Here is a 22,746-nt window from a genome sequence, read left to right as displayed (position 1 = left end):
GGCACCCCAGTATCGGGTCCAGCCACATCGGTCCCCGGGATCCGGACCCGCTGCAAGATCTGCGCTGAACTATCACACCTGCTCCAACACGGGGCTGAGGTGGGAGTCGGCTTGCGACGGTTCGTCGGCCGACCGATCGTGGCCGGCAAGCCCCGCGGCAACGAACGCACCGATACCGAGGACCCCGATCACAAGCGCCCAAGAGTAGGCGGTAGAGGTGTTCGCCGCGAGCATTCCCGCCGCCAAAGCGCCCCCACTGCCGCACAGCCGCATGGCGAGCGACTGGACCGAAAGCACCGTGGCGCGTTCCCGGGACGTCGCGGCGCGGTGAGTGAGCGCGTCCAACAGCGGTTCCGGTGCCCCGAGCGCGAGGTAAACACATACGTACCCCGCGGGGGCCAGGAGGAAGATCGGGGCATCGAGCGCGGCAACGGCGACGGCGGTCACGATGAGCGCGGCGACCACCGTGCGACGGACAGATCCGAGCAGCCGCGACAGCGTTGGCGAAACGGCCGACCCGGCCGCCATCGCGAAGCCACCGAGCGCCGTGACCACGGCAAAGGCAGCCACAGCCCGACTGTCCCCGCCGAGGAGTTCGGCGACCCGCAATGGCGCGAGCAATTCGACCGTCGCGAGCACGACTCCGATTACGCCGCACAGGACGGTTATCCGGCGGAGCACACTGTTTCGAGAGCAAATGCGGATTCCGTCGCGCACCGTCTGCGGGATATCGGCGAGTATGTCGCGGATATCCGCGCGCGGACGGCGTTGTGTCTCACCGACCCACGCCAGCTGGGTGAGGATGCGGACCACGACGACGCCCGCAGCCACAAGGTAGGGCAACGAGAGCGCGAGGATCGGCGCGTTGCCGGTCGACGACAACGGCACCCATGCCGCCAGCGCGCCTCCTGCCAGCGCACCGAGGGCGAGAGCGATCGATCCGGCGGTTCTGCCGCGCGCGAACCCGGACGTGAGGTCGACATCTTTGTCCACGGCGTGTGCGGCGTCGACGTACCACGCCTGCAGTGGGCCGGAGTCCAGTGCCCGGCCGGACGCCTCCAGGACAAGCCCCGCGGCGATGACGAGGATGCTCGTGCCGAGCCCGATGAACACCGCGGAAAGCAGGAACAGCATGGAGGCGGCGATCAGCACCGGCCGGCGCCCGATGACGTCGGCGAGTCCGCCGGTCGGCAGCTCGAGAAGGGCGGCTGTCAGCCCGTATGCGGCCAATAGGGTGCCGATGGTCGCCATGTCGATCCCGCGCGCGGCAAGCAGCAGGATGAGAACCGGCGCGCACAGCCCGGTCGGCAGCCAGCCGAGCACATTCAGAACGACGTAGCGACGGGTGAGCATCGTGATATCAGCGTTCACGCGGCGACCTCTGACTGGGAGTCGATGACGGTGACCAGCAGCGAGCGGGGCCGCCTGCTGAATCGGTTCTGGTGCCAGCCCAATTCGGCGACGGGGGCGGCGAGCCTCAGCTCGGACAAGTGCGTCAGTAGGACCTCGAGGACGATCTGCGCCTGCCGACGAGCCAAGCCGGCGCCAGGGCAGTAGTGCCGACCATGCCCGAACGCCAGATGCTTCGTATCTTCGCGCGAGGGGTCCAAGCGGTTCGGGCATGCGAAGCGTTCCGGGTCGCGGTTGGCCGCGACGAGATCCACCACGACGGCGCTGCCTGCCGGGATAACGGTGTCACCGATCGGGACGTCGGCCATGGCAAAACGTGTCCACGTGCCTTTCGTGGGGGTGAGGTAGCGAAACAGCTCCTCGATCACCGACGGCAGCGACTCCGGTCGCTGTGCCAGCGACTGCTGTAGGCACGGAGCCATCAAGAGGGTGAGCGCGCTCGTGCTGAGGAAGCTGACTGTCGTCTCATATCCCGCGACAACCATCAGCGAGGCGGTGCCCACCGCCTCGGAATCCGAGAGCCGACCTGCCTCCCGAGCCGCGGCGAGCTCGCTGCACAAGTCGTCATCCGGTTGCCCGGCTTTGGCCGCCAGCAACGAGGAAAGGTATGTGTCCAGGGCGTCGGAGCCGTCCGTACTGATTTCGGCGTCCGGCATGGTCGAGCCCTCGGCCCAGGCAAGCACGCGGTCGCGGTCTGCCACTGGTACGCCGAGCAGGTCGCAGATCACCCCGAACACCAGTGGCAGTATGAATTCGGAAACCAGGTCACCCCCGCCGCGGGCACGCAGAGCGTCGAGCAGGTCTTCGGCCTGCCGCCGCATTCGAGTCAGCGCGACGTCGTAGCGACGCGGGGTCAGTGCGGGCGCTACCGCGCGCCGGAGCCGAGTGTGCCGCTGCCCATCGCACATCTGCATGCTGGTGCTGCTCCGCTGGCTCACCACTGACTGGGAGGTGATATCCGGGTGCAAGACCGCGCCGTTGGCCGGGTCGTTGGACATCCGCCGGTCCGCGAGCACCTGCACCGCTGCCGTGTACTCCGCGACAAGATAGCGTTTGTCCGCCAGCTGGTGGATGGGCCGGATACGCCCGAGGCTCATATGGCTCCCTGTTCTCATGGTCGGGGGGCGAAGCAGGCAGCCTCGCCCCCCGAATAACCAAGTGGTGATCAGTACCTGTACGAGTAGATGAAGGCGGACCGATCCGGCTCGAGTGTTGGGGCTGCGAAAAGTTCCTCGAGTGCATCCAGCTCGAATGCGGTTGCGGCGTCGACCTCGGCCAGTTCGATTGCGTTCATATCGTTTGTTCCTTTCTCTGTTCCCGTCGCTTACTGCGGCGGCCTACAAATAGTCCGGAACATTTCTTCGTCGAGATAGTCACCCTGGGGTGTGGGATTCTCACCCCCGGCCGCTTTCGACGAAGTGTTAACTCACGCTGGCACAGTGCGATCGCGGGGTCTGGGTCTAGACTCGTCGCTGCGGTCGAATCGTGCGGATTCGAATCGCAGGGGAGACAGGAACATATAGTTCGTTTCTCGATGATTTTCGGCTGTCCGGCGAGAGGTGTGGCCCTGGGTACCTCCGATGCGGGGACCTGCTCCGTCTGATTCGCCTTGACGGAACATGGTCGCCCCCAGGCTCTTTCGGGCCTGCCCCCGCCATGCTCGACCTCGGGCTGCGAATCGTCGTTCTTGAGCCGCACGCCGAAATCGATTGAGGGAAATCAGAAATCGAGCCGCGAACTCGACGATGAATTTCTGACGCGGTTAGCAATTGCCGATACGTGGGACGCCGATCAGTTGATGAAGGCACGCACCAGGATTGCCGATCACGGTGTAGGTCACCATCCTGAAACGCAAACTCGCACCGCCGAATCGGCGATGCGAGTTTGTGGTTTGGTGGCGGAAGGCTGAGCCTCGATGTGCGGCCGACGTGAACGGAGGTGCTGACCGATCCGCCCACATCCGAACTGGACGCCGAGGAGTTCTTTCCGCGCCCGTGTGTCCCGGATCCGGAAAGGGAGCACACCGTCGGCCACGCCAGCAGCGTCACGGCCAGGTGGCACTACATCGAACCTGCACACGAAGGCCCCGATGCCCGCAAGCACCTCGACGAATTCGCCGACCTCAACTGAAGATCCGGAGTAGATCCGGACCTGGGCCTCCGACAGGCCCGGTCCGGACTCCGGATCAAAGAAGTTGACCGGCGTAGTGCCTGGTCTGATAAAGTCGCGGACGCGCATAGCGCACTGCCGATGTAGTTCAATGGTAGAACTTCTGCTTCCCAAGCAGACGGCGCGGGTTCGATTCCCGTCATCGGCTCAAAAGGGCCCTGACCAGCACTTCGAGGTCAGGGCCTTTCGCTTGTCCGCAGGTCTACGCGGGTCGGTCGCGGCAGTGTTTGCGGTGGCTGGTGTCGCACAGCGGGTAGTTCTTCGAGCGATGGCACAGGCAGATGGCCACCAGGAAACGGTCGCAGTGCAGTGTCCGGCCGTCGGCTGTCACCAGCTCGACGGGGCCCTCGACCAGTACGGGCCCGTCGGCGGTGAAGGACAGTCGGCGCACCGGATCAGATTCGGTCGGCACGGATCACCACCAGCTCCTCATGTCGTTGTCGTGGACCGATCAGACCGGTCGCCTCGAGCCAGGCGGCGCGCCTGCGCATTACCGGACCGAACGGCAGGATGGCCCGCGCGACGATCGCCGCCTTCAGTCCGCCGCCGCGCAGTTCGGCGAGGGTGCGATCCGGATCGCAGAGCGCGGAGTGCACGATCAGGCCGACACCGTTGTGCGTCAACAGTGTCGGCAGCCTGCGGCACAGGTGGTTCAGCACGGCCCGGCCGTGGTGGCCGGCGTCCCAGGCGCGCGCATGCCCCCGACCCGGGGTGGCGCTCGGTACATAGGGCGGGTTGGCGACAACCACATCGAACCGGCGGTCGGCCAGCGCGGTGGCGACATCGCCGCGGACGAGCTCCACGCCGATGCCGCGGATCCGGCTGTTGAGCCATGTCGCGGCGAGCGCCGCTCGAGAAATGTCGACGGCGGTGACCGAGGCGGCTCCGGCCAATGCCGCGTGGATCGCGAGTACGCCCGTTCCCGTGCAGGCATCCAGCGCGCGTCCGCCGGGCGGCAGCGGCGCATCCCGCATGGCGCGGGCGAGCAACCAGGTATCCGCTTGCGGGCGATAGACGCCGGGCGGGCGAATCAACATCACATTCGTCGGTTAACCCGAATGCTGCTCGGCAATCGGACCGGCTGGTATCGAATCGGGCTCGCCGAGCCCGGGGCTGCGCAGTGAACTGCGGCCGTGTGCCCAGCTCCGGGCCAGAACATGGTCGGCGAAGCGGTCTTCGAGCAGGTTGGTGGCCTGGATGCCGAGGACGATCGACGAGGTCAGCTCGGGGTGTCGGGCGATCAGGTCACCGATCACATCACGTCGCATGACCTGTTCGTGCACCGCGTCCGCCTCCACATGTTCGCGGTAGAACAGCAGGCACGCCGGGGCCGCGTCGAGCCTGCGCAGGGCCTCGACCATCCGTGCGGCGCCCGGCGACGATGTTGTCTCGACGGTTGCGAAATGCCCGACCAGTGCGCCGCGCAACTGCCGGTGCAGCCCGAATAACGACATCATGTTGACCACCGCCAGCATCGGCGCGGGCACCACATCGAGGTAGTGCAGATAGGCCGAATCGAGCCCGGCCCCGGTCAGCAGATCCGCGTAGAGCTGTGCGTGCACGCGCTCGCCGCGCCCGCCGCCGAATTCGTCGAACTCCACCGCGACCAGCGATGCCTTGGCCTGACCCCGCAGCCTGGGGATCACCCAGGCATACGGATCGGCCTCCTTGTGGTGGTAGATCGATCGATGCACGAAATACTCACGCATCTGCCACCATTCACCCGCCTGCCGCAGGTGCGCGCTGATGCCGGTCGGCTCGGTGGGCTCGACGACCAACCGTGCCAACTCGGCGTCCAGGTCGGTGCCGCCCGGCACATCCCCCAGGAGCGCGTCCAGGAACCGCTTCTCGCATCCGGCCCGCAATTCCAACAACCGCGGATCCCACTCCCACGCCGGATCGACGCCGTCGAAACCCTGATAGTGCAACTCGTAACACAGCTGCAGTCCCAGTTGCAGATCTTCGCCGTACGGATCCGCATCGATGACGGCCGGAACGGACTGACCGATGCCCCCGCGCAATGTCTCGATGATCCCCGCGGAGAGTTCCCCGCGCGGCCGGGGCAGCGCGGGCGCCGAAGTGTCGACCGCCGTCATGATTGCGCAATACCCGACCGCGGCGAATCTATCGCCACATCTGCCCTGACCGGAGTTGCCGCCGGTGATGTCGGTCACGGCCATGCGGCGGCTGCGGAGCGTCATCCAGCAGGCGCTACGCTCGTCGGCGTGCTGCTTTCCGATCGTGACATCCGTGCGGAGATCGCCGCTGGGCGTCTCGGCGTCGAGCCGCTCCTGGAAAACCTGATCCAGCCGTCGAGTATCGATGTGCGACTCGATCGGCTGTTCCGGGTATTCGACAACACCCGCTACACCCATATCGATCCGGCGCAACGTCAGGACGAGCTGACCAGCCTGGTCGAGCCCGACGAGGGTGAGCCGTTCGTACTGCATCCTGGCGAATTCGTGCTCGGCTCCACGTTGGAGGTCTGCACGCTGCCGAACGATCTGGCCGGTCGGCTCGAGGGTAAGTCCAGTCTCGGACGGCTCGGCCTGCTGACGCATTCGACGGCGGGCTTCATCGATCCGGGCTTCAGCGGCCACATCACGCTGGAACTGTCGAATGTGGCGAATCTGCCGATCACCCTGTGGCCGGGTATGAAGATCGGTCAGCTGTGCCTGCTGCGCCTGACGAGTCCGGCCGAGCACCCCTACGGCAGCACCACCGCGGGCTCGAAGTACCAGGGCCAGCGTGGGCCGACCCCCTCGCGGTCCTACTTGAACTTCCCGCTGCCCACCTAGGCCGATCTATTCGGTGGCAGTGCGGGTTTCGGGGGGGCCGGAAGTAGTTACGAACGGCGGCAGGAACCCGTACGCCTTCGATGTCGACCCGAACGATCTTCCTCGTCTCGCTCGAATCTCGCGCCGGCGTACGGGTTTCGGCTCCAGCATGCAACTGCGGTGCCCTTTCACTGCCCATTTCGCCCATGGAAATGGCTCGTAACACCCGACCGAGCCCGCCCCTGTCGACTGCCAGTAGAGGGGCGGACTCGGTAGGCCCGGCGGCGGGGACCGACGACGCATTCAGTCCCCGCCGCCCGCCCCCACCGCCAGGGCCGTCGTGATGATGACGGATAACGGTGGGAGCGTGTCACCGCGACTCGGTGGGTTGACCCAGAAGCACCCTTCCCGGGTCCACCGCCCGAGTCCGGTCGGCAACATCACGGCACTGCCGATGGCGGGTATGCCTATATCGAGACGGTTCAACACCTCCAATACCTGCGCACCCGGCCGACTGTCCGGCTCGGCAAGGAAGCTCCAGCGGATCTGCCTGGCCAGCGTGGGACCCCTCGTCCCCTGCTGTTCCAGTGCGGCCCTGACCTTTTCGGCCCGAATGGTCGGCAGATGGACAACACAGATCCGGCCGGTGATGGGCAGCATCACGAATCCGCCACGTTCGGTCACCGGTAGTCCGAATTCGTGCCGGTAGAAGGTCACCCAATCGTCGACTGTTCTGAGCTTTTCCACATTCACGGCCACTCCTTGCCTCCTTCATCCAAGGGTCCTGTGCCACACCGCGATTCGGCTATTGCCCACCCGCCCGCCTTCCACTGCCATTCCGCTGCCTCTGATAGCGGAACGCTTTTGGTGTGGCCGCACTCACAAACCACTCGTACCCTGGAAAGATGTTCGTTCGGAAGGGATGACATCGTGGTCAGGCAGTGGTCAGGTAGGGAGGCCCGTGCCCTTCGTGATGCCAGGCGGATGAGTATCCGGGAGTTCGCGGCACACCTGGGAGTCCACGAGCGCCTGGTTTCGAAGTGGGAGGCCGGTGGCGCGCGGGTCCATCCGCGGCCGATCAATCAAGCCGCTCTCGACACGTCTCTGGCCAGGTCCGACGATGTTGTGCGGGCGCGGTTCGCGGCCATGATCGATCAGCCTGTATTCGATCGACCGGCCGCGCCCGGATTCGATATGCGGGCCGATACCACGGCCCGCGTCAATTATTCGACCGACGCGGACCTTTTGGCTCTCATAGACGCTGGTGCGATGAGAGGTGATGCGTTAGCAGCGATTTCGGAGAGGGATCTGATCATGGCGGCTGCCCACGAGGCGAGCGAGCACGCCGGCCAGGCCGAGAGTACCAATGTGGGTGCCACCACCTTGGAACAGCTCGATGCCGATGTCACGCGCATCGCGAACGATTACGTGCACATCCCACCCGTGCCGATGATGGTGGAGATGCTGCGGGTGCGACGCCGGGTGTACCGGCTGTTGGAAGGCCATCAGCGACCCGCCGATACCAGCCATCTCTATCTGCTGGCGGGCACACTGTCGGGACTGCTCGCCAACGCGAGCACCGATCTGGGCTACTTCGACGCCGCGGGCGAGCAGATCAGAGCGGCCTGGGCCTACTCGGAATTGTGCGGTCACAACGGATTGCGCGCCTGGACCCGCGGCATGCACGCGCTCATCGAATACTGGTCCGACCGTCCGCGCCGCGGCGTACTGCTCGCGCAGAGCGGGCAGGAGTTCGCCGAATCGGCCACCGCCAAGGTTCGACTATTGAATATCGAGGCGAGAATCTGGTCCCGGCTGGGCAGTCATGCCGATGCCGATCGCTGCATTCGCGCCGCGGACGAAGCCCGCGAGGCGCCGGATACCGACACCCTGCACGACGAGATCGGCGGCGTCTTCGGGTTCAACGAGGCGAAGGCCCATTACTACGCGGGCGCGACCTACATCCACCTCGGCCAGGCCGAACCCGCGCTGGCCGCGACCGAGCGAGCCATCGAGATATACGCGAACGGCCCTTCCGAGCGGCGCTCTTACGGCGCCGAGGCCCTGGCCCGGGTCGACAGCGCCGCGGCACATCTGATCAACGGCAGTCTGGACGGCGCGGCCGCCGCCCTGCTCCCGGTGCTCGGGCTCGCCGAGGACAAGCGCATCGCACAACTAGAGGAACGGCTCATCGGGGTACGGCAGCGGATCGCGGGACCGGCGTTCCGCGATGCGGTGGAGGCGCGCTTCCTCGATGAACGGATCGAAGAATTCTGCGGATCCACTGCGGCCAAGGGCATCCCGCCGGGCAGTACGGCGACGTAACCCGAGCGATTGCTGTCGGGCGACGCTCGCACTCACATCACCCCCACGGAGCGAGTCTTACGAGCGACCCGTTCGCGGCCCGTCTCGCGTCCGAGTCGTCGAAGCGCATGCGCCGAAGGCGCGAGTCTCGACGGCGCCGCTAGCGACTGCTTGCAGGTCGCTCGAAAGGGTCAGCCGCGAGACCAAGGGGGCCGCGAACACGCCGCGCCCGCGCGGCAAAAAACACAGTTGCGGAGGATGGCACCATAGGACGGGTGAGTCCTAGCCATCTACCGCATCACCCGCCGCGCGTGCTGGAGCAATCCACGAAGCTGCAGAACGTCCTCTACGAAATTCGTGGACCGGTAGGCGCGCACGCGGCACGGCTGGAGGCGGAGGGGCATCGCATCCTCAAGCTCAATATCGGCAATCCCGCGCCCTTCGGATTCGAGGCGCCCGATGTGATCATGCGCGACATCATCGCCGCGCTGCCGTATGCCCAGGGCTACTCCGAATCCAAGGGCATCCTCTCGGCCCGGCGCGCCATCGTGACCCGGTACGAGCTGGTCCCCGGCTTCCCCGAACTCGATGTCGACGACGTCTACCTGGGCAATGGCGTCTCCGAGCTGATCACCATCACCATGCAGGCGCTGCTCGACAACGGTGATGAGGTGCTGATCCCGGCGCCCGACTACCCGCTGTGGACCGCCATGACCAGCCTGGCCGGTGGCACCCCGGTGCATTACCTCTGCGACGAGTCCAACGGCTGGCAGCCCGATATCGCCGATATCGAATCGAAGATCACCGCCAAGACCAAGGCGCTGCTGGTCATCAACCCGAACAACCCGACCGGCGCGGTGTACTCCACCGAGGTGCTCCAGCAGCTGGTCGACCTCGCGCGCAAGCATCAGCTGCTGCTGCTCGCCGACGAGATCTACGACAAGATCCTCTACGACGACGCCAAGCACATTTCGCTGGCGACGCTCGCGCCCGACCTGCTCTGCCTGACCTTCAACGGACTGTCCAAGGCCTACCGGGTCGCGGGCTACCGCTCGGGCTGGCTGGCGATCACCGGACCGAAGGAGCATGCGGCTGGCTTCCTGGAGGGCATCGATCTGCTCGCCTCGACCAGGCTTTGCCCGAATGTTCCTGCGCAGCACGCGATTCAGGTCGCGCTCGGCGGGCATCAGAGCATCGAGGATCTGATCCTGCCCGGCGGGCGACTGCTGGAGCAGCGCGATGTCGCGTGGGAACGGCTGAACATGATTCCGGGTGTGTCCTGTGTGAAGCCGAAGGGTGCGCTCTACGCGTTCCCGAGGCTGGATCCGAACGTCTATGAGATCCGTGACGATGCCAAGTTGATCCTGGATCTGCTGCTGCAGGAGAAGATCCTGATGGTGCAGGGGACCGGATTCAACTGGCCGCATCATGATCATCTGCGGATCGTCACGCTGCCGTGGGCGCGGGACCTCGCGGTCGCGATCGAGCGCTTCGGGAACTTCCTGTCGAGCTATCGGCAGTAGGGGTAGCGACTGCTCGGTCGCTGGAAATACCTGGTACCAGCGTGCCCCGGGCAACCGGATCGCCCCGCTTCAGGGACCAAAACATACCCGGCGTACGAATATTTGGGAGTTTTAGTTACTAGCTAGCGCTAAACGAGACTTTTTGTGTACAGTGTCTCTTGGCACTTCGAGTGCCCGGTCAAGTTGTCTACCCCCCCTGGACAACCTGACCTCGGGTTAGGCTGCCTACCCCCCTGGGCGCCAACCTGCGGGCGGCGGAGACATCCCCCTGCTCTCCGCCGCCCCCTCCCGCTTTTTCCATTCGGAATCTTTCCGACTCCACTTCATGTCGTTCGCCGTCCGGTCTGCGAAGCCGATCTTGAAAATGAAATCCTTTAAGCTCGCACCCGGGACGACAGACGAAAAGGTAGGAGTCCGGTGAGCCAGCGACCGACAACACCGCGCGCGTCGCGCACTAGAGGACACAGCGTCGAGGCGGCGGCATGAGTGACCATCACCATCACCATCACCACGACCATTCGGGTCCCATCGCGATCGGCGCGACCGCCGCCCGTGTCGTCGTCGGCCTGCTCGCCGCGATCGGTGTCGTCGTCGTCATCGCCGCCATCGCGCTGTGGCCGAGCAGTCAGCACATCGATATCCCGCTGCCGATGCAGAACGCGGGCGGCGGCGCGGTGCAGACCGAGGCCGGGACCGTGGTGTTGCAGGACATCGGTGCCTGCGGCAGCAGTTCGATCGGCAAGGTGTTCATCGATAAACCCGAACAGCCGCGCGCCGGTGGCTACACCTGCCAACGCAGTCTGATCAGCATCGACTCCGGCCCGCACAAGGGCAACCGCACCCTGTTCGAAATCGCGCCCGGGCCAGGACAACCCGATCTGCACGCCGGTGACCACATCCGGATCGTCCGGCAGACCGATCCGAGCGGCATGCCGCTGTACTCGTTCGAGGACTACTCCCGTGGGCTGCCGCTGACCCTGATCGTGCTGGCCTTTGTGGTCGTGGTCATCGCGGTGGCGCGCTGGCGCGGGCTGCGGGCGCTGCTCGGGTTGGTCTTCGCCTTCGCGGTGCTGGTGCTGTTCATGCTGCCCGCGCTGTTGGACGGCAAGCCCGCGATTCCGGTCGCACTGGTCGCGGGTGCGCTGATCCTGTATGCCGTGCTGTATCTCGCGCACGGCGTGAATCTGCGGACCAGTTCTGCGCTGCTGGGCACGTTGACGTCGATGATCGTGGCGGCGGTGTTGTCCTGGGTTGCCATCAAGATCACGCATCTGACCGGGCTATCCGAGGAACAGAACACCAACGTCGCCACCTACATTCAGCACGTCAGCATTACCGGCCTACTGCTGGCGGGCTTCATCATCGGCTCGCTCGGTGTGCTCAACGACGTCACCATCACCCAGGCGTCGGCCGCCTTCGAACTCGCCGCCATCGACGAATCCGCCTCGCGTCGCGAGGTTTTCGCCGCCGCCATGCGGGTCGGCCGCGACCACATCGCCAGCACCGTCTACACCCTGGTGCTGGCCTACGCGGGTGGTGCGCTCCCGCTGCTGCTGCTGTTCAGCGTCGCGGGCCGCTCCATCCGCGACGTCCTGACCGGCGATGCGGTGGCCATCGAAATCGCCCGCTCCTCCGTCGGCGGCATCGCCCTTGCCCTGTCGGTCCCGCTGACCACCGTCATCGCCGTCATGCTCGCCCGCCCGTTCGGCCGCAAGCCCGAACCCGCCGCCCCCGCCCGCCACTCCCGGCACGCCAAGTCCGCGGGACCGGCCCGTCGCTCCGGCGGTCCATCGCGTCCGTCCGCATCGCCCAACCCGTCCAGCGCCGGGGTCGCCACCGATACCAGAGATACGGGACGCCAGCGGATCTCGGATCAAACCAGGGACGATGCGCCGGGCAGCGGCTCGCACAGGCAGGTCTCCCGGGACGACCAATCCCCGAATCCCCGGGCATACGACCGCAATCGCGGCTACCGCAGCGATCCGCAAGAATACGAACCCGATTACGACACCGACCCGCGCGGCTACCGCACCCCACCCCGCGGCTTCGAAGACCCCTGGGACGACGACACCCCAGGGCATCGGAGGTAGCCGCCGCTTTCCCGGGCGCAGCCCCACTGACCACAGCCCGACATGTGGATACTCCACGCGCGGACTGCGGATCGCGCTGGCCGCCGACGTCCGCTTCCCGACCGGCGACGCTCCGCCCGGCATCCTCCACCCCGCAACGCGGCGGAAGCGGACCGGGTCAGCGCGGACCGGGCGGCGGGAAGGGGAAGATCTCCGGCGGAATAGTCGGCACCACGATCGGTGGAAGGCCGGGCACGACAATGGTGTTCGGGCCAGGGGTGGGCGAGGGCTCGGTGGTGGTCGCGCGGCGCGGGGGTGGTGCGGCGAGTGATTCGCTGGTCTCGGTGGTGGTGGCGGGGGCGACGGCGATCTGCGGGTCGAGGGTGGTGGTGCGCGGCGGGTTGGTCGGGGAGACCGAGGTGGAGCGGTCGCTGCTCTGTGAATCGCGTTCCAGGACCTGCGGGCCGTAGCCGAGTCCGAGTCCGATCGCGGCGACCACGGCTAGTGCGCTGACGGTCAGGACCGCGCCGTTGATCTCCCGCTTGCGGCGGGGGCGCTTGGGTGGTGCCGATAGCCAGGCGGGTGAGAGTTCGTCGTCATCGAGCATCGCTGCCGCGGCGGGCGCGTGCTGCTGCGGGGTGGCGACCACGGTGCGCACCGGACGCGCCAGCAGGGCGGCGCCGCGGGTGACCACCGTCTCCGGGCTGTCGGGCACGATGACCGGTACGCCCATCCAGCGTTCGAGCACCTTGGCGATCAGCGGAATACGGGCGCAGCCGCCGATCGCGAGCACACCGTGCACCGGCCGATCCGAGCGCACGATGACATCGCGCGCCATCCGTGCCGACGATTCGATCGCCAGCATGATGAGGGCTTCGAAATTCTCCTGGGCGAGCAGCACCAGGCCTTGTTCGCTGGGCAGGGCCACGGCGGTGTTCGTGGACAGCTGCTCCTTGGCCTCGCGGCACAGTGCGTCCAGCGCGGCCAGCCCGGCCGAATCCGGCGGATGCGCGATCCGGCCCGAGGCGATCTGCTGTTCACGGATCAGCGAATCGAGGTAGTCGCCGCTGATATCGCTGGTGCGTTCGCTGTGGCGGATCTCGCGGGTCTGGGTGTCCACGACGCTGACGGTCAGTCCGGAGCTGCCGAGGTCGTACACCACGAGCGAGGAAATGCCGCGAATATCCCCCGTGGACTGCGCGAATTCGAGCGCCGCGACGATTTCGGGCACGAGTTCGTAATTGGTGAGCTGCTGGCGCGCCATGGCCGCCCGCAGCGCCCTGGCATGCTGCTCGCTGCGGTAGGCGATCGCGGTGGCGGCAATGCCGGGCATGGACTCCAGCGTGACGCCGATCGCCTCGGCCGCCAGCTCCTCCACCTGGTGTTCTACGACGGGAATGGTCTGCAGATCAAAGGAATGCGGTGCCACCGGGCCGTGGGGGTTCCCGGGGTGTGGCCGCGCCATACGGACGGCGCCGGCCCCCACCGAAACTCCCAGAACCGAACTCATCAGCTGCCCATCCCGTTTCACACATCACGACATGCGAGCCTGCGCCGATCGTCGGTGGATTGGCCCGCCCTCGGGACCCTACCGCCGACGTCCGACAATGCCGAAGGCAGGACCTGATCGTCCCGGCGTCGCCCCCGCGTCGCAGGCAACTCTACGGTGTGCCGAGTCCGGCGTACACCCATCCAGCATCTCTCCAGGTGGCACGATTGAGACAGTTACGGCCGTCGATTATCGACCGGTTCCGGACCATCGGATCGAGGTCTTGCGGACGCAATGCGACGAACTCGTCCCACTCGGTCAGCACCAGCACCACATCGGCTCGATCGCAGGCCTCCGTCACCGATGTGGCGTAATTCAAAGTGGGAAAGACACGTCGCGAATTCTCCGCTGCCTTCGGGTCGTACACCGTCACCACCGCGCCGTGCAGCTGGATCATCCCGGCCACATTCAGCGCGGGCGAGTCACGCACATCATCTGATTCGGGTTTGAACGCCGCACCGAGCACCGCCACATTGGCGCCGAGCAGCGATCCGCCGCAGGCCCGAGCGGCCATATCGACCATCTTGGTGCGGCGGCGCATATTGATGTTGTCGACCTCGCGCAGGAAGGCCACCGCGTGATCGGCGCCCAGTTCGCCGGAGCGGGCCATGAACGCGCGAATATCCTTGGGCAGGCAGCCGCCGCCGAAACCCAGTCCGGCATTGAGGAATCGGCGGCCGATGCGCGCGTCGTAGCCGAGTGCGTCGGCCAGCACGGTGACGTCCGCGCCGGTCGCCTCGCACACCTCCGATACCGCATTGATAAACGAAATCTTGGTCGCGAGAAAGGCATTCGCGGAGACCTTCACCAATTCGGCGGTGGCCAGATCGGTCAGCAGGAATGGCACCTCGGCCTCGATCAGGTCCGCGTAGATCTCGCGCACGAGTTCTTCGACCCAGGCCGCGGCCTCGCGCTCGCGATCGACGCCGAGCACCAGGCGATCCGGGCGCAGCGTGTCCTGCACCGCGAAACCCTCACGCAGGAACTCCGGATTCCACGCCACCTCGACCGCGGCGTCGGTGAGCGCTCGTGCCCGCGCGCCCAGCGCGGCCGCGGTACCGACCGGCACCGTCGACTTACCGACGATCACCGACGGCCGCTCCAGCAACGGGGCGAGCGTATCGACAACGGCGTGCACATATTTCAGGTCCGCGGCGTACTCGCCCTTCTTCTGCGGCGTCCCGACCCCGAGGAAATGCACCTGCGCATGGGCCGCCGCTTCTGCGTAAGAAGTGGTGAACCGCAGCCGACCCGCATCCAGGTTCCGCCGCAGCACCTCCTCGAGCCCGGGTTCATAGAACGGCACCACGCCATCGGACAGCTTCGCGACCTTGCCCGGATCGATATCCACGCCGATCACGTCGTGCCCGAGTTCGGCCATGCACGCAGCGTGCGTGGCCCCGAGGTACCCGGTTCCGAAGACTGTGCATCGCATGATCGATTGATAGGTCCCGCCGATGGCCGCCGTAGGTCAGCGAGGCAAGTGTCTCGGCAACAGCAGATGTACAGGTGGCGACGCGAATCGTCGACACCCCTGCTGACCTGTGCAAACAGCTCCGGCGAAGCTCCAGTTACCATCGATCTTGTGCGAAGCCACCGCAAAAACCGGGCACGCAACGCCTGGTTGGTGCTCGGCGTCGCGGTGTTGGTCCTGGTCGCGGGTCTGTGGCCGGTTTACGTCCGGCCTCGGGTCGACGCACCCGCGCGGGCCGACGCGATCCTGGTGCTCGGCGGCGCGCACGACGGACGCGAAAAGCTGGGGCTGCGGCTGGCCAGTGCTGGTTACGCCCCTCGGGTGCTCTTCTCCGACCCGTACGAGAACAGCGCACTGCTGAATCGAATCTGCCACAGCCGCTACAGCTTCCAGGTCACCTGCTTCGATCCGGCACCGCGCACCACCCGCGGCGAAGCTCGCGAACTCGCCAGACTCGCCGCCGCCGAAAACTGGCGGCGAGTCATCGTCATCACCTTCACCCCGCATATCTCGCGGGCTCGCTACATCCTCGGAAAATGCTGGGACGGTGAGCTGCTCATGCTCGACCCGCAACCGCGTCTGTCGATGCTGCGCTGGGCCTACGACTACGTCTACCAATCCGCCGGTTTCATCAAGGCCGTCTTCGAAGACTGCTAGCGCCACGCCCACCCAGGTCAAGTGCAGGCGGGTGGCATCAGTTTGATTTCCGGGGTGAGACAGACGTAGATTGTGTCTCGTGGGGCCGCAGGCTCGCACCCATGCAATGACGCACACCCTCTGGGAGGGCAGATGGATTACGACTGGTCAGAGGCCGATCTGGCTTTTCGCGACGAGGTTCGCGCATTTCTCGCCGCGAAGCTGACGCCGGAGCTGCGGCGGGCCGGGCACTTGGCGACGAGTGTGTATCCGGACCATGAGGCGAGCATGCAATGGCAGCACATCCTGCACGAGCGCGGCTGGGCCGCACCGGCCTGGCCGGTGGAGCACGGCGGATGCGATTGGAGCCTCACCCAGCACTACATCTTCAATCGCGAGTCGACGCTGGCCGGTGCGCCGTCGCTCTCGCCGATGGGCATCCGGATGGTTGCGCCGGCGATCGTCGCATTCGGTACGCCCGAGCAGCAGGCCTTCTATCTGCCGCGCATCCTGACCGGGGAAATCTTCTTCTGCCAGGGCTATTCGGAACCGGAGGCCGGTTCGGACCTGGCATCGCTGACCATGGCCGCCGTCGACGACGGCGCGGATTTCGTCTGCACCGGCAGCAAGATCTGGACAACCCATGCGACCGAGGCGAATTGGATCTTCTGCCTGGTCCGGACCTCGCGCGAGGGCAAGAAGCAGCAGGGCATCACCTTCCTGCTGATCGATATGACCACGCCCGGCATCGAGATTCGCCCGCTGGTGATGACCTCCGGCGAACAGGTGCAGAATCAGGTCTTCTTCGATAACGTCCGGGTGCCCAAGACCAATGTGCTCGGCCGGATCGATGACGGCTGGACGGTGGCGAAATATCTGCTCGTCCACGAGCGCGGCGGCGCGGCCTCGCCGATGCTGCAGGTCATGGCCCAGGAGGTGGCCACCGCGGCGGCCGGGCAGACCGGACCCGACGGCAATCCGCTGATCGATGACGCGGCGTTCGCGGCGAAGTTGGCGCAGGCGCGAATTCGCACCGAGGTACTCGAAATCCTGGAGTACCGCACGCTTTCGGCAATGGCGCAGGGCAAGAACCCGGGTCCGGCCTCCTCGATGCTGAAAATCCTGGCCACCGAGTTGAGTCAGCGGCTCACCGAATTGGCGCTGGAGGCGGCCGGTCCGCAGGGCCGGGTCTATCAGCCGCACGCCACCAAACCCGGCGGTCCGATCGCCGAATTCACTCCGCCCGCGGACGGTTATCGCAGCGGCGAGGACTGGCAGGCGGTCGCACCGCTGCGTTACTTCAACGACCGTGCGGGTTCGATATACGCGGGCAGCAACGAAATTCAGCGAAACATTCTCGCCAAGGCAGCATTGGGGCTCTGATGGACTTCACCTTCACCAATGAGCAGGAACTCCTCCGCGACGCGGTGGCCGGATTCCTCGGCGCCCGTTACGGACAAAGCAGCGTCGCGGAGCGACTCCATGAGGGGCGGCGGTCGGGCGACGGGTGGGCGAAGAGTCGCGGCGCGGCGAAATCCGATGCCGGTTGGCAGCCGGGTGTGTGGCGCGGATTCGCCGAGGAGCTCGGCATTCTCGGGGCCACCCTGCCCGAGCGGGTCGATGGCATGGGCGGCGGTCCGGTCGAGCTGATGATCATCACCGAGGAACTCGGCCGCGCGCTGGTCGTCGAGCCCTATGTAGACACCGTGGTGGTCGGCGCGGGGCTGCTGAACCGCTCCGGCGGCGAGCGGGCCGATTCGGTACTGCGGCGGATCGTTTCCGGTGATGCGCGGACCGCCTTCGCCGCACTGGAGCCGACCTCGGGTCAGACGCTGCACGATGTATCGACCACCGCGCGCCGCGATGGTGATTCGTGGGTGATCGACGGTGTCAAAACCGTCGTGACCAGCGCGCCGCTGGCGACCCATCTCCTCATTACCGCGCGCACCGGCGGGGATCGGCGCGATAAGGACGGAATCTCGCTGTTCCTAGCCGAATTCGACGCCACCGATCCGCCCGCCGGAGTGCAGGTGCATTCGTACCGGACGATCGATGACCGGGTCGGATCCGACATCACCTGCACCGGCTTCCGATTGCCGGCCGATGCGCTGCTCGGCGCCGAGGGCGCGGCGTGGGACGCGATCGACGCCACCGTGGACGAGGCGATCGCGGCAATCGCCTCCGAGGCCGTCGGCTGCATGCGAAAGGTCCTGGCGGACACCGTCGAATACGCCAAACAGCGCCAGCAGTTCGGCCAGCCGATCGGCAGCTTCCAGGTGCTCCAGCATCGCATGGTCGATATGTACATCGAACTCGAGCAGGCCATCGCCGCGGTATATCTGGCCATCTACTCGCTGGGCGCGGCTGCGGCGGATCGGGCGCGTGCGGTCTCGGCCGCGAAGGTCACCATCAGTCGGGCCGCGCGATTCATCGGCCAGAACGCGGTGCAGTTGCACGGTGCGATGGGCATGACCGAGGAACTGGCGATCGGCCACTATTTCAAGCGCCTGACCGCGATCGAACACGAATTCGGTTCCAGCGACCAACACCTCGCCCGCTACGCGGCACTGACGAGGCCATAACCATGTCCGGCGGCGCGGGCTCGCCGATGGCGACATCGCCGAAGGCGGTGCGCGAGGACGTGATCGACCTCGCGCACCGCTGGTTCCTGGACGGCCGACGCATCGATATGCAGCAGCTGGCCCGCGAACTCGGCATCGGCCGTGCCACGCTGTATCGCTGGTGGGGCAGTAGGGAAGTGGTGATCGGCGAGGTGGTGTGGCGGGTCATCGCGGAGGCGATCACCCGGGTCGAGGCGCGCGGATATGGCGAGCCGGCCGAACGTTTCGTCCGCAATTTCGGCAAGCTCGCCGATACCGTGCGCACCTTCGAACCGCTGTCCCGATTTGTTGCCGACGATCCGGAGTACGGCCTGCGCGTCCTGACCTCCGGCTACACCGTCGTGCAGGGCCGCATGATCGACTGGGCCGCCGCACGTTTGGCCGGACTGCCGGATCTCGACCCGCGCATCGAGATCCGCGATCTCGCCTACGCCATCGTGCGCATCGGCGAAGCATTCGTTTGGAGCGATGTCATTACCGGCGATCCGCCGCGATCCGAAAAGGCCACCGCCATGGTCGAACTGCTCGTCTCCGCCGCATCCGGCAGGCATCCGAAGGAGACCGAATGACGGCGTTTTGCGCCTGAAAAAGCGATCGGCCCGGGTGCGCGGTGCGCACCCGGGCCGATCGCTGTTATCCGTCAGTTCTTGCGGCCGGGGGCCTTGGCCCCGGATTTGAAGCCCAGGCCACCCGGCTTGGCGGCCGGGGGCGCGACTTCGGGGGCGCCGTTGCCGGAGGTGCCGTTGGTGGGCTGGTCCGGTTCCGGGGTTGAATCTGCCTGGGCCGCAGTGGGTTCCGCGGTGGGGGTGGATTCGGCCGGGGTGGACGGTGCGGGGGTGGCCGTGCCGGGGGCCTTGGGGCCGGGGCGTTTGAAGCCGGACTTCATGGCCAGGCCCTTGGCGGGGATGGACGGCTTGGTTTCGGTGGGGGTCGAAACCGGTTCGGCGGCGGGGGTTTCCGCGGCCGGGGTGGCCGACGCCTCCGTGGTCGCTTCGGCGGGTGCCGGTGCCTTCGCTCCGGGTGCCTTGGCGGCGCCCTTCATCGCTAGGCCCTTGCCGGGTGCCTTCGCCGGGCCCTTCATGGCCAGACCCTTGACCGGAGGCGCGGGGGTGGCCGGTGCCTCGGCGGCCGGTGCCGCCTCGGCGGCGGGGGTTGCCTTGGCTCCAGGAGCCTTTGCGCCACCCTTCATACCGAGTCCACCCGGTGCCTTGGCCGGGCCCTTCATGGCGAGACCCTTAACGGGTGCGGCAGGGGCCGAAGTCGCCTCCGCCGCGGTCTCCGCGGCCGGAGCCGGGGTTGCCTTGGCCCCGGGTGCCTTCGCGGCACCCTTCATCCCGAGCCCACCACCGGGAGCCTTCGCCGCACCCTTCATACCCAGACCACCAGGCGCCTTGCCGCCGCCCTTCATCGCCAGTCCGCCGCCGGCCGGAGCCGTCTTCGGCTCGGCGGGAGCCTCGGCGACCGGAGCGGGTTCGGGTTCGGCGACCGGTTCCGGCTCGGGAGCCCGCTTCGGTTCCTGCACCACGGTCAGGTTCTCGGTCAGCTTGGACGGCTCGACGCGATCGATGGCGTCGAGCATCAACTGGGCGACGTCGACGACCTCGACGCCCTGGCCGACCTCGCCGCCGTCCTTGCGGGCGGTGACGCCGTCGGTGAGCATGACCCGGCAGAACGGGCAGCCGGTCGCGATCTTGGACGGTTCGTTGCCACCGTTCAAGGTGGACAGCGCCTCGTCCACGCGATCGATATTGATGCGCTTACCGAGCTGTTCTTCCATCCACATCCGGGCGCCACCGGCGCCACAGCACATGGAGCGTTCCCCGTGACGCGGCATTTCGACCAGGGTGGAACCGGAGGCTTCCATCAACTCGCGTGGCGCGTTGTAGACCTTGTTGTGGCGGCCCAGGTAGCACGGGTCGTGGTAGGTGACATTCTGCGACACCGACGCGACCGGGATCAGCTGCTTCTGACGCACCAGCCGGTTCAGCAGCTGGGTGTGGTGCACCACTTCATAGGTGCCACCGACCTGCGGGTACTCATTGTTCAACGCGTTGAAGCAGTGTGCGCAGGTGACCACGATCTTCTTGCGCGACTGTTCGACGCCCTCGAAGACCGAGTTGAGCAGTTCGATGTTCTGGGCAGCCAGCTGCTGGAACAGGAACTCGTTACCCGCACGGCGTGCGGAGTCACCGGTGCAGGTCTCGTCGGCACCGAGGACCATGAACTTCACCCCGGCCGTCGCCAACAGTTCCGCGACAGCCTTGGTGGTGCGCTTGGCGCGATCCTCGTACGCACCCGCGCAGCCGACCCAGAACAGGTACTCATAGCCGTCGAAGGAGTCGGCGTCCTGACCGAAAACCGGGATCTGGAAGTCGAGTTCGTTGATCCAGTTCAACCGGTCCTTGGCGTTCTGCCCCCACGGGTTGCCCTTGTTCTCCAGGTTCTTGAACAACCCGGCCAACTCGGAGGGGAACTCCGATTCGATCAGCACCTGGTAGCGGCGCATATCGATGATGTGATCGACGTGCTCGATATCGACCGGGCACTGCTCCACGCACGCACCACAGGTCGTGCACGACCACAGCACTTCCGGATCGATGATGCCGTTGAGGTCTTCACCGCCGACCAGCGGACGCTCGGCCTCGGCCTTCGCCGCCTCGGAAATCTTGGCGAGCTTCGCCTCATCGGGCTTGCCGTCGGCATCGACCAGACCGATCTCGTCGCCCCCGAGATCCTTGCGGCCACCGGCCAGCAGATACGGGGCCTTGGCGTAGCCATGGTCGCGCAGCGACATGATCAACAGCTTCGGCGACAGCGGTTTACCGGTATTCCATGCCGGGCACTGCGACTGGCAACGACCACACTCGGTGCAGGTGGTGAAGTCCAACCAGCCCTTCCACGAGAAATCCTCGATCCGCCCGGCGCCGAAGGTGTCGGTATCGGGATCGGCGGTCTCCATATCCACCGGCGCACCCTTGGACATCATCGGCTTGGCCGCACCGAGTGCGACCCCACCGTCGTCCTCACGCTTGAAATAGATATTCGGGAACGCCGAGAACCGGTGCCACGCAACACCCCACGTGACGTTTCGTCCGACGTAGTAGAGGAACGCCATGCCCGACATCAGCTTCACGAATGCGAACAGCGCGACCATGGTGGTGCTCGCGGGCAGGATCTTCGCGACCTGCATGGTGAAGAAGTCGGTTGCCGCGTCGGAGTGGCCGTAGGCGGCGATCTTGCCCGCCTTCACGAAGATCATCCCGAGACCTTCGAGCAGCACGATCGACTCGATCACATAGGCGGGGCCGAACTTCGAGCCGCTGAAGCGGGCCAGGCGTGCGGGGATCCTGGGGTGGTTCAACTGGCGGATGGTGATCAACGCCAGGATGCCGACCACGGTGCCCAAGCCGAGGATCTCGTCCCACAGGTGGTAGACGGGCCATGCGCCGACGATGGGCCAGTGGAACTCAGGGTCGAAGGTTTGGCCATACGCCTCGAACCACAGCATGAAGCCGCCGAGGAAGCCGACCATCACCAGCCAGTGCGCCCAGCCGACGGTGCGGAACTTGTTCATGCGCGTATGTGCGATGAACTCCACCAGCATCTGCTTGAAGCGCGGGAAGAACGGTCGCCAACGGTCCGGTGCGGGCTGGCCGATCATGATGGCGCGGACGATATTGCGCACGCCGCCGATGAACGACGCCCAACACAGGAGGCTGAGCGTCGCCCCAATCGTGCCCAGCGTCACTGTCAGGGCATTCATGTCGCGACCTTTCTTTTGAGGCAACACGAGCGTGGGCGGCGATCCAGCCGCCCGGTTGGCTCGTATCCTAACTGCAGGTAAGTTACCCGCCGGTAACTTACCTGTCTATCGTACGATCGCCAGTTCGGCATTGCCCCCTCTTCCTGGGGCTTGACCGGAATTGTGGCTGTGATCGTTTTCACTAAAATGTTGCAATCCATGTGTCGGTTCGGGCGATAACCACCGTAAACAGTTACAACTGCCGTCCGGATGGTAAGGACAGGCTTAGTCACGCCGAGATCACAGAATGAACAACCGATCTCGCATCTTCATGTCGGTTGGATTACGCTCACGACGTTCTGTCTGATGTGCCTGTCCTTCACACTGCTCGGGGAGAATCCGGAGGCCGACCACTCTGGGTTGATGAGCGCTCTCGCGTGTACGGAGGCAGCTCGTCGGACAACCTGATGAT

19 protein-coding genes, 1 tRNA gene and 1 pseudogene are annotated in these 22,746 nt (G+C 66.0%); 11 read left to right on the top strand and 10 right to left on the bottom strand.

Annotation, left to right across the window (positions count from 1 at the left end):
* Nucleotides 1-72 precede the first annotated feature (72 nt).
* The 3 genes from ACHQ4I_RS06220 to ACHQ4I_RS06210 all read right to left on the bottom strand — a co-directional run bounded on the left by ACHQ4I_RS06220 (nucleotide 73) and on the right by ACHQ4I_RS06210 (nucleotide 2,704).
* A complete protein-coding gene (locus tag ACHQ4I_RS06220) occupies nucleotides 73-1,371 on the bottom strand; it encodes an MFS transporter (RefSeq protein WP_420770687.1) in 1,299 nt (432 codons plus the stop codon).
* Complete coding sequence (locus tag ACHQ4I_RS06215) at nucleotides 1,368-2,507, bottom strand: cytochrome P450 (RefSeq protein WP_420770686.1); 1,140 nt, start codon at nucleotides 2,505-2,507, stop codon at nucleotides 1,368-1,370. The genes ACHQ4I_RS06220 and ACHQ4I_RS06215 overlap by 4 nt, the downstream gene beginning before the upstream one ends.
* A 68-nt stretch (nucleotides 2,508-2,575) precedes the next feature.
* Entirely contained in the window at nucleotides 2,576-2,704 is a 129-nt protein-coding gene (locus ACHQ4I_RS06210; RefSeq protein WP_420770685.1) for a hypothetical protein, read from the bottom strand.
* A 393-nt stretch (nucleotides 2,705-3,097) separates the two neighbouring features.
* Here ACHQ4I_RS06210 and ACHQ4I_RS06205 point away from each other — a divergent pair, with 393 nt between their 5' ends.
* The 3 genes from ACHQ4I_RS06205 to ACHQ4I_RS06195 all read left to right on the top strand — a co-directional run bounded on the left by ACHQ4I_RS06205 (nucleotide 3,098) and on the right by ACHQ4I_RS06195 (nucleotide 3,727).
* On the top strand, nucleotides 3,098-3,319 hold the full coding sequence (locus ACHQ4I_RS06205) for a hypothetical protein (protein ID WP_420770684.1): 222 nt from the start codon (nucleotides 3,098-3,100) through the stop codon (nucleotides 3,317-3,319).
* 29 nt (nucleotides 3,320-3,348) lie between these two features.
* Nucleotides 3,349-3,540, top strand: a complete 192-nt coding sequence (locus ACHQ4I_RS06200) for a hypothetical protein (protein ID WP_420770683.1) — start codon at nucleotides 3,349-3,351, stop codon at nucleotides 3,538-3,540.
* 116 nt (nucleotides 3,541-3,656) lie between these two features.
* Nucleotides 3,657-3,727: transfer RNA gene (locus ACHQ4I_RS06195), tRNA-Gly, on the top strand.
* Nucleotides 3,728-3,781: 54 nt separating this feature from the next.
* Here ACHQ4I_RS06195 and ACHQ4I_RS06190 read toward each other — a convergent pair.
* The 3 genes from ACHQ4I_RS06190 to ACHQ4I_RS06180 are packed head-to-tail and all read right to left on the bottom strand — an operon-like array spanning nucleotide 3,782 to nucleotide 5,675.
* Nucleotides 3,782-3,991 carry a CDGSH iron-sulfur domain-containing protein gene (locus tag ACHQ4I_RS06190; protein ID WP_420770682.1) on the bottom strand — a complete coding sequence of 70 codons (210 nt, stop codon included), beginning with the start codon at nucleotides 3,989-3,991 and terminating at the stop codon, nucleotides 3,782-3,784.
* Nucleotides 3,975-4,616 (bottom strand): HemK2/MTQ2 family protein methyltransferase, encoded by a 642-nt coding sequence (locus tag ACHQ4I_RS06185; RefSeq protein WP_420770836.1) that lies wholly within the window; start codon nucleotides 4,614-4,616, stop codon nucleotides 3,975-3,977. Before ACHQ4I_RS06185 ends, ACHQ4I_RS06190 begins: the two co-directional genes overlap by 17 nt.
* Before the next feature lie 12 nt (nucleotides 4,617-4,628).
* Nucleotides 4,629-5,675, bottom strand: coding sequence for an iron-containing redox enzyme family protein (locus ACHQ4I_RS06180; RefSeq protein ID WP_420770835.1), 1,047 nt, complete (start codon nucleotides 5,673-5,675; stop codon nucleotides 4,629-4,631).
* Between the two features lie 129 nt (nucleotides 5,676-5,804).
* Between ACHQ4I_RS06180 and dcd the strand changes: the two genes are divergently transcribed.
* Nucleotides 5,805-6,377: a dCTP deaminase gene (gene dcd / locus ACHQ4I_RS06175; protein WP_420770681.1), complete on the top strand. Its 573-nt coding sequence runs from the start codon at nucleotides 5,805-5,807 to the stop codon at nucleotides 6,375-6,377.
* Between the two features lie 282 nt (nucleotides 6,378-6,659).
* Here dcd and ACHQ4I_RS06170 read toward each other — a convergent pair whose 3' ends face one another.
* Nucleotides 6,660-7,115 (bottom strand): hypothetical protein, encoded by a 456-nt coding sequence (locus ACHQ4I_RS06170; RefSeq protein ID WP_420770680.1) that lies wholly within the window; start codon nucleotides 7,113-7,115, stop codon nucleotides 6,660-6,662.
* Nucleotides 7,116-7,340: 225 nt separating this feature from the next.
* Between ACHQ4I_RS06170 and ACHQ4I_RS06165 the strand changes: the two genes are divergently transcribed.
* The 3 genes and pseudogenes from ACHQ4I_RS06165 to ACHQ4I_RS06155 form a co-directional block, all read left to right on the top strand.
* The gene (locus ACHQ4I_RS06165) at nucleotides 7,341-8,681 is read left to right on the top strand and encodes an NsdA family TPR-like regulatory protein (protein ID WP_420770679.1); all 1,341 of its coding nucleotides are present in this window, start codon (nucleotides 7,341-7,343) and stop codon (nucleotides 8,679-8,681) included.
* Between the two features lie 245 nt (nucleotides 8,682-8,926).
* Entirely contained in the window at nucleotides 8,927-10,183 is a 1,257-nt protein-coding gene (locus ACHQ4I_RS06160) for a pyridoxal phosphate-dependent aminotransferase (protein ID WP_420770834.1), read from the top strand.
* A 482-nt stretch (nucleotides 10,184-10,665) separates the two neighbouring features.
* Nucleotides 10,666-11,940 (top strand): annotated as a pseudogene (locus ACHQ4I_RS06155) (YibE/F family protein); the annotation flags it as partial.
* A gap of 490 nt (nucleotides 11,941-12,430) precedes the next feature.
* Here the strand turns inward: ACHQ4I_RS06155 and ACHQ4I_RS06150 are convergent.
* Nucleotides 12,431-13,762 (bottom strand): DUF7159 family protein, encoded by a 1,332-nt coding sequence (locus ACHQ4I_RS06150; protein WP_420770678.1) that lies wholly within the window; start codon nucleotides 13,760-13,762, stop codon nucleotides 12,431-12,433.
* Between the two features lie 151 nt (nucleotides 13,763-13,913).
* Nucleotides 13,914-15,236 (bottom strand): UDP-glucose dehydrogenase family protein, encoded by a 1,323-nt coding sequence (locus ACHQ4I_RS06145; protein WP_420770677.1) that lies wholly within the window; start codon nucleotides 15,234-15,236, stop codon nucleotides 13,914-13,916.
* Between the two features lie 150 nt (nucleotides 15,237-15,386).
* On the opposite strand from ACHQ4I_RS06145, the gene ACHQ4I_RS06140 reads away from it, so the two are divergent.
* The 4 genes from ACHQ4I_RS06140 to ACHQ4I_RS06125 all read left to right on the top strand — a co-directional run bounded on the left by ACHQ4I_RS06140 (nucleotide 15,387) and on the right by ACHQ4I_RS06125 (nucleotide 19,101).
* The gene (locus tag ACHQ4I_RS06140) at nucleotides 15,387-15,932 is read left to right on the top strand and encodes an ElyC/SanA/YdcF family protein (protein ID WP_420770676.1); all 546 of its coding nucleotides are present in this window, start codon (nucleotides 15,387-15,389) and stop codon (nucleotides 15,930-15,932) included.
* Nucleotides 15,933-16,064: 132 nt separating this feature from the next.
* Nucleotides 16,065-17,294, top strand: a complete 1,230-nt coding sequence (locus ACHQ4I_RS06135) for an acyl-CoA dehydrogenase family protein (protein WP_420770675.1) — start codon at nucleotides 16,065-16,067, stop codon at nucleotides 17,292-17,294.
* Entirely contained in the window at nucleotides 17,294-18,493 is a 1,200-nt protein-coding gene (locus tag ACHQ4I_RS06130; protein WP_420770674.1) for an acyl-CoA dehydrogenase family protein, read from the top strand. The genes ACHQ4I_RS06135 and ACHQ4I_RS06130 overlap by 1 nt, the downstream gene beginning before the upstream one ends.
* Before the next feature lie 2 nt (nucleotides 18,494-18,495).
* Complete coding sequence (locus ACHQ4I_RS06125) at nucleotides 18,496-19,101, top strand: TetR/AcrR family transcriptional regulator (RefSeq protein ID WP_420770673.1); 606 nt, start codon at nucleotides 18,496-18,498, stop codon at nucleotides 19,099-19,101.
* A 71-nt stretch (nucleotides 19,102-19,172) separates the two neighbouring features.
* Here ACHQ4I_RS06125 and ACHQ4I_RS06120 read toward each other — a convergent pair whose 3' ends face one another.
* The gene (locus ACHQ4I_RS06120; RefSeq protein WP_420770672.1) at nucleotides 19,173-22,295 is read right to left on the bottom strand and encodes a heterodisulfide reductase-related iron-sulfur binding cluster; all 3,123 of its coding nucleotides are present in this window, start codon (nucleotides 22,293-22,295) and stop codon (nucleotides 19,173-19,175) included.
* Between the last annotated feature and the right edge of the window lie 451 nt (nucleotides 22,296-22,746).

It is taken from the genome of Nocardia nepalensis, from assembly GCF_048910785.1.
GTDB classification, from domain to species: Bacteria; Actinomycetota; Actinomycetes; order Mycobacteriales; family Mycobacteriaceae; genus Nocardia; species Nocardia nepalensis.
This window is presented reverse-complemented; position numbering and strand designations above follow the sequence as displayed.

Coding starts and splice junctions, on each gene's coding strand:
- ACHQ4I_RS06215 (WP_420770686.1), bottom strand. CDS start 2,507: ATGAGCCTCGGGCGTATCCGGCCCATCCACCAGCTGGCGGACAAACGC.
- ACHQ4I_RS06135 (WP_420770675.1), top strand. CDS start 16,065: ATGGATTACGACTGGTCAGAGGCCGATCTGGCTTTTCGCGACGAGGTT.
- ACHQ4I_RS06180 (WP_420770835.1), bottom strand. CDS start 5,675: ATGACGGCGGTCGACACTTCGGCGCCCGCGCTGCCCCGGCCGCGCGGG.
- ACHQ4I_RS06120 (WP_420770672.1), bottom strand. CDS start 22,295: ATGAATGCCCTGACAGTGACGCTGGGCACGATTGGGGCGACGCTCAGC.
- ACHQ4I_RS06125 (WP_420770673.1), top strand. CDS start 18,496: ATGTCCGGCGGCGCGGGCTCGCCGATGGCGACATCGCCGAAGGCGGTG.
- ACHQ4I_RS06165 (WP_420770679.1), top strand. CDS start 7,341: ATGAGTATCCGGGAGTTCGCGGCACACCTGGGAGTCCACGAGCGCCTG.
- ACHQ4I_RS06130 (WP_420770674.1), top strand. CDS start 17,294: ATGGACTTCACCTTCACCAATGAGCAGGAACTCCTCCGCGACGCGGTG.
- ACHQ4I_RS06145 (WP_420770677.1), bottom strand. CDS start 15,236: ATGCGATGCACAGTCTTCGGAACCGGGTACCTCGGGGCCACGCACGCT.
- ACHQ4I_RS06185 (WP_420770836.1), bottom strand. CDS start 4,616: ATGTTGATTCGCCCGCCCGGCGTCTATCGCCCGCAAGCGGATACCTGG.
- ACHQ4I_RS06210 (WP_420770685.1), bottom strand. CDS start 2,704: ATGAACGCAATCGAACTGGCCGAGGTCGACGCCGCAACCGCATTCGAG.
- ACHQ4I_RS06150 (WP_420770678.1), bottom strand. CDS start 13,762: ATGAGTTCGGTTCTGGGAGTTTCGGTGGGGGCCGGCGCCGTCCGTATG.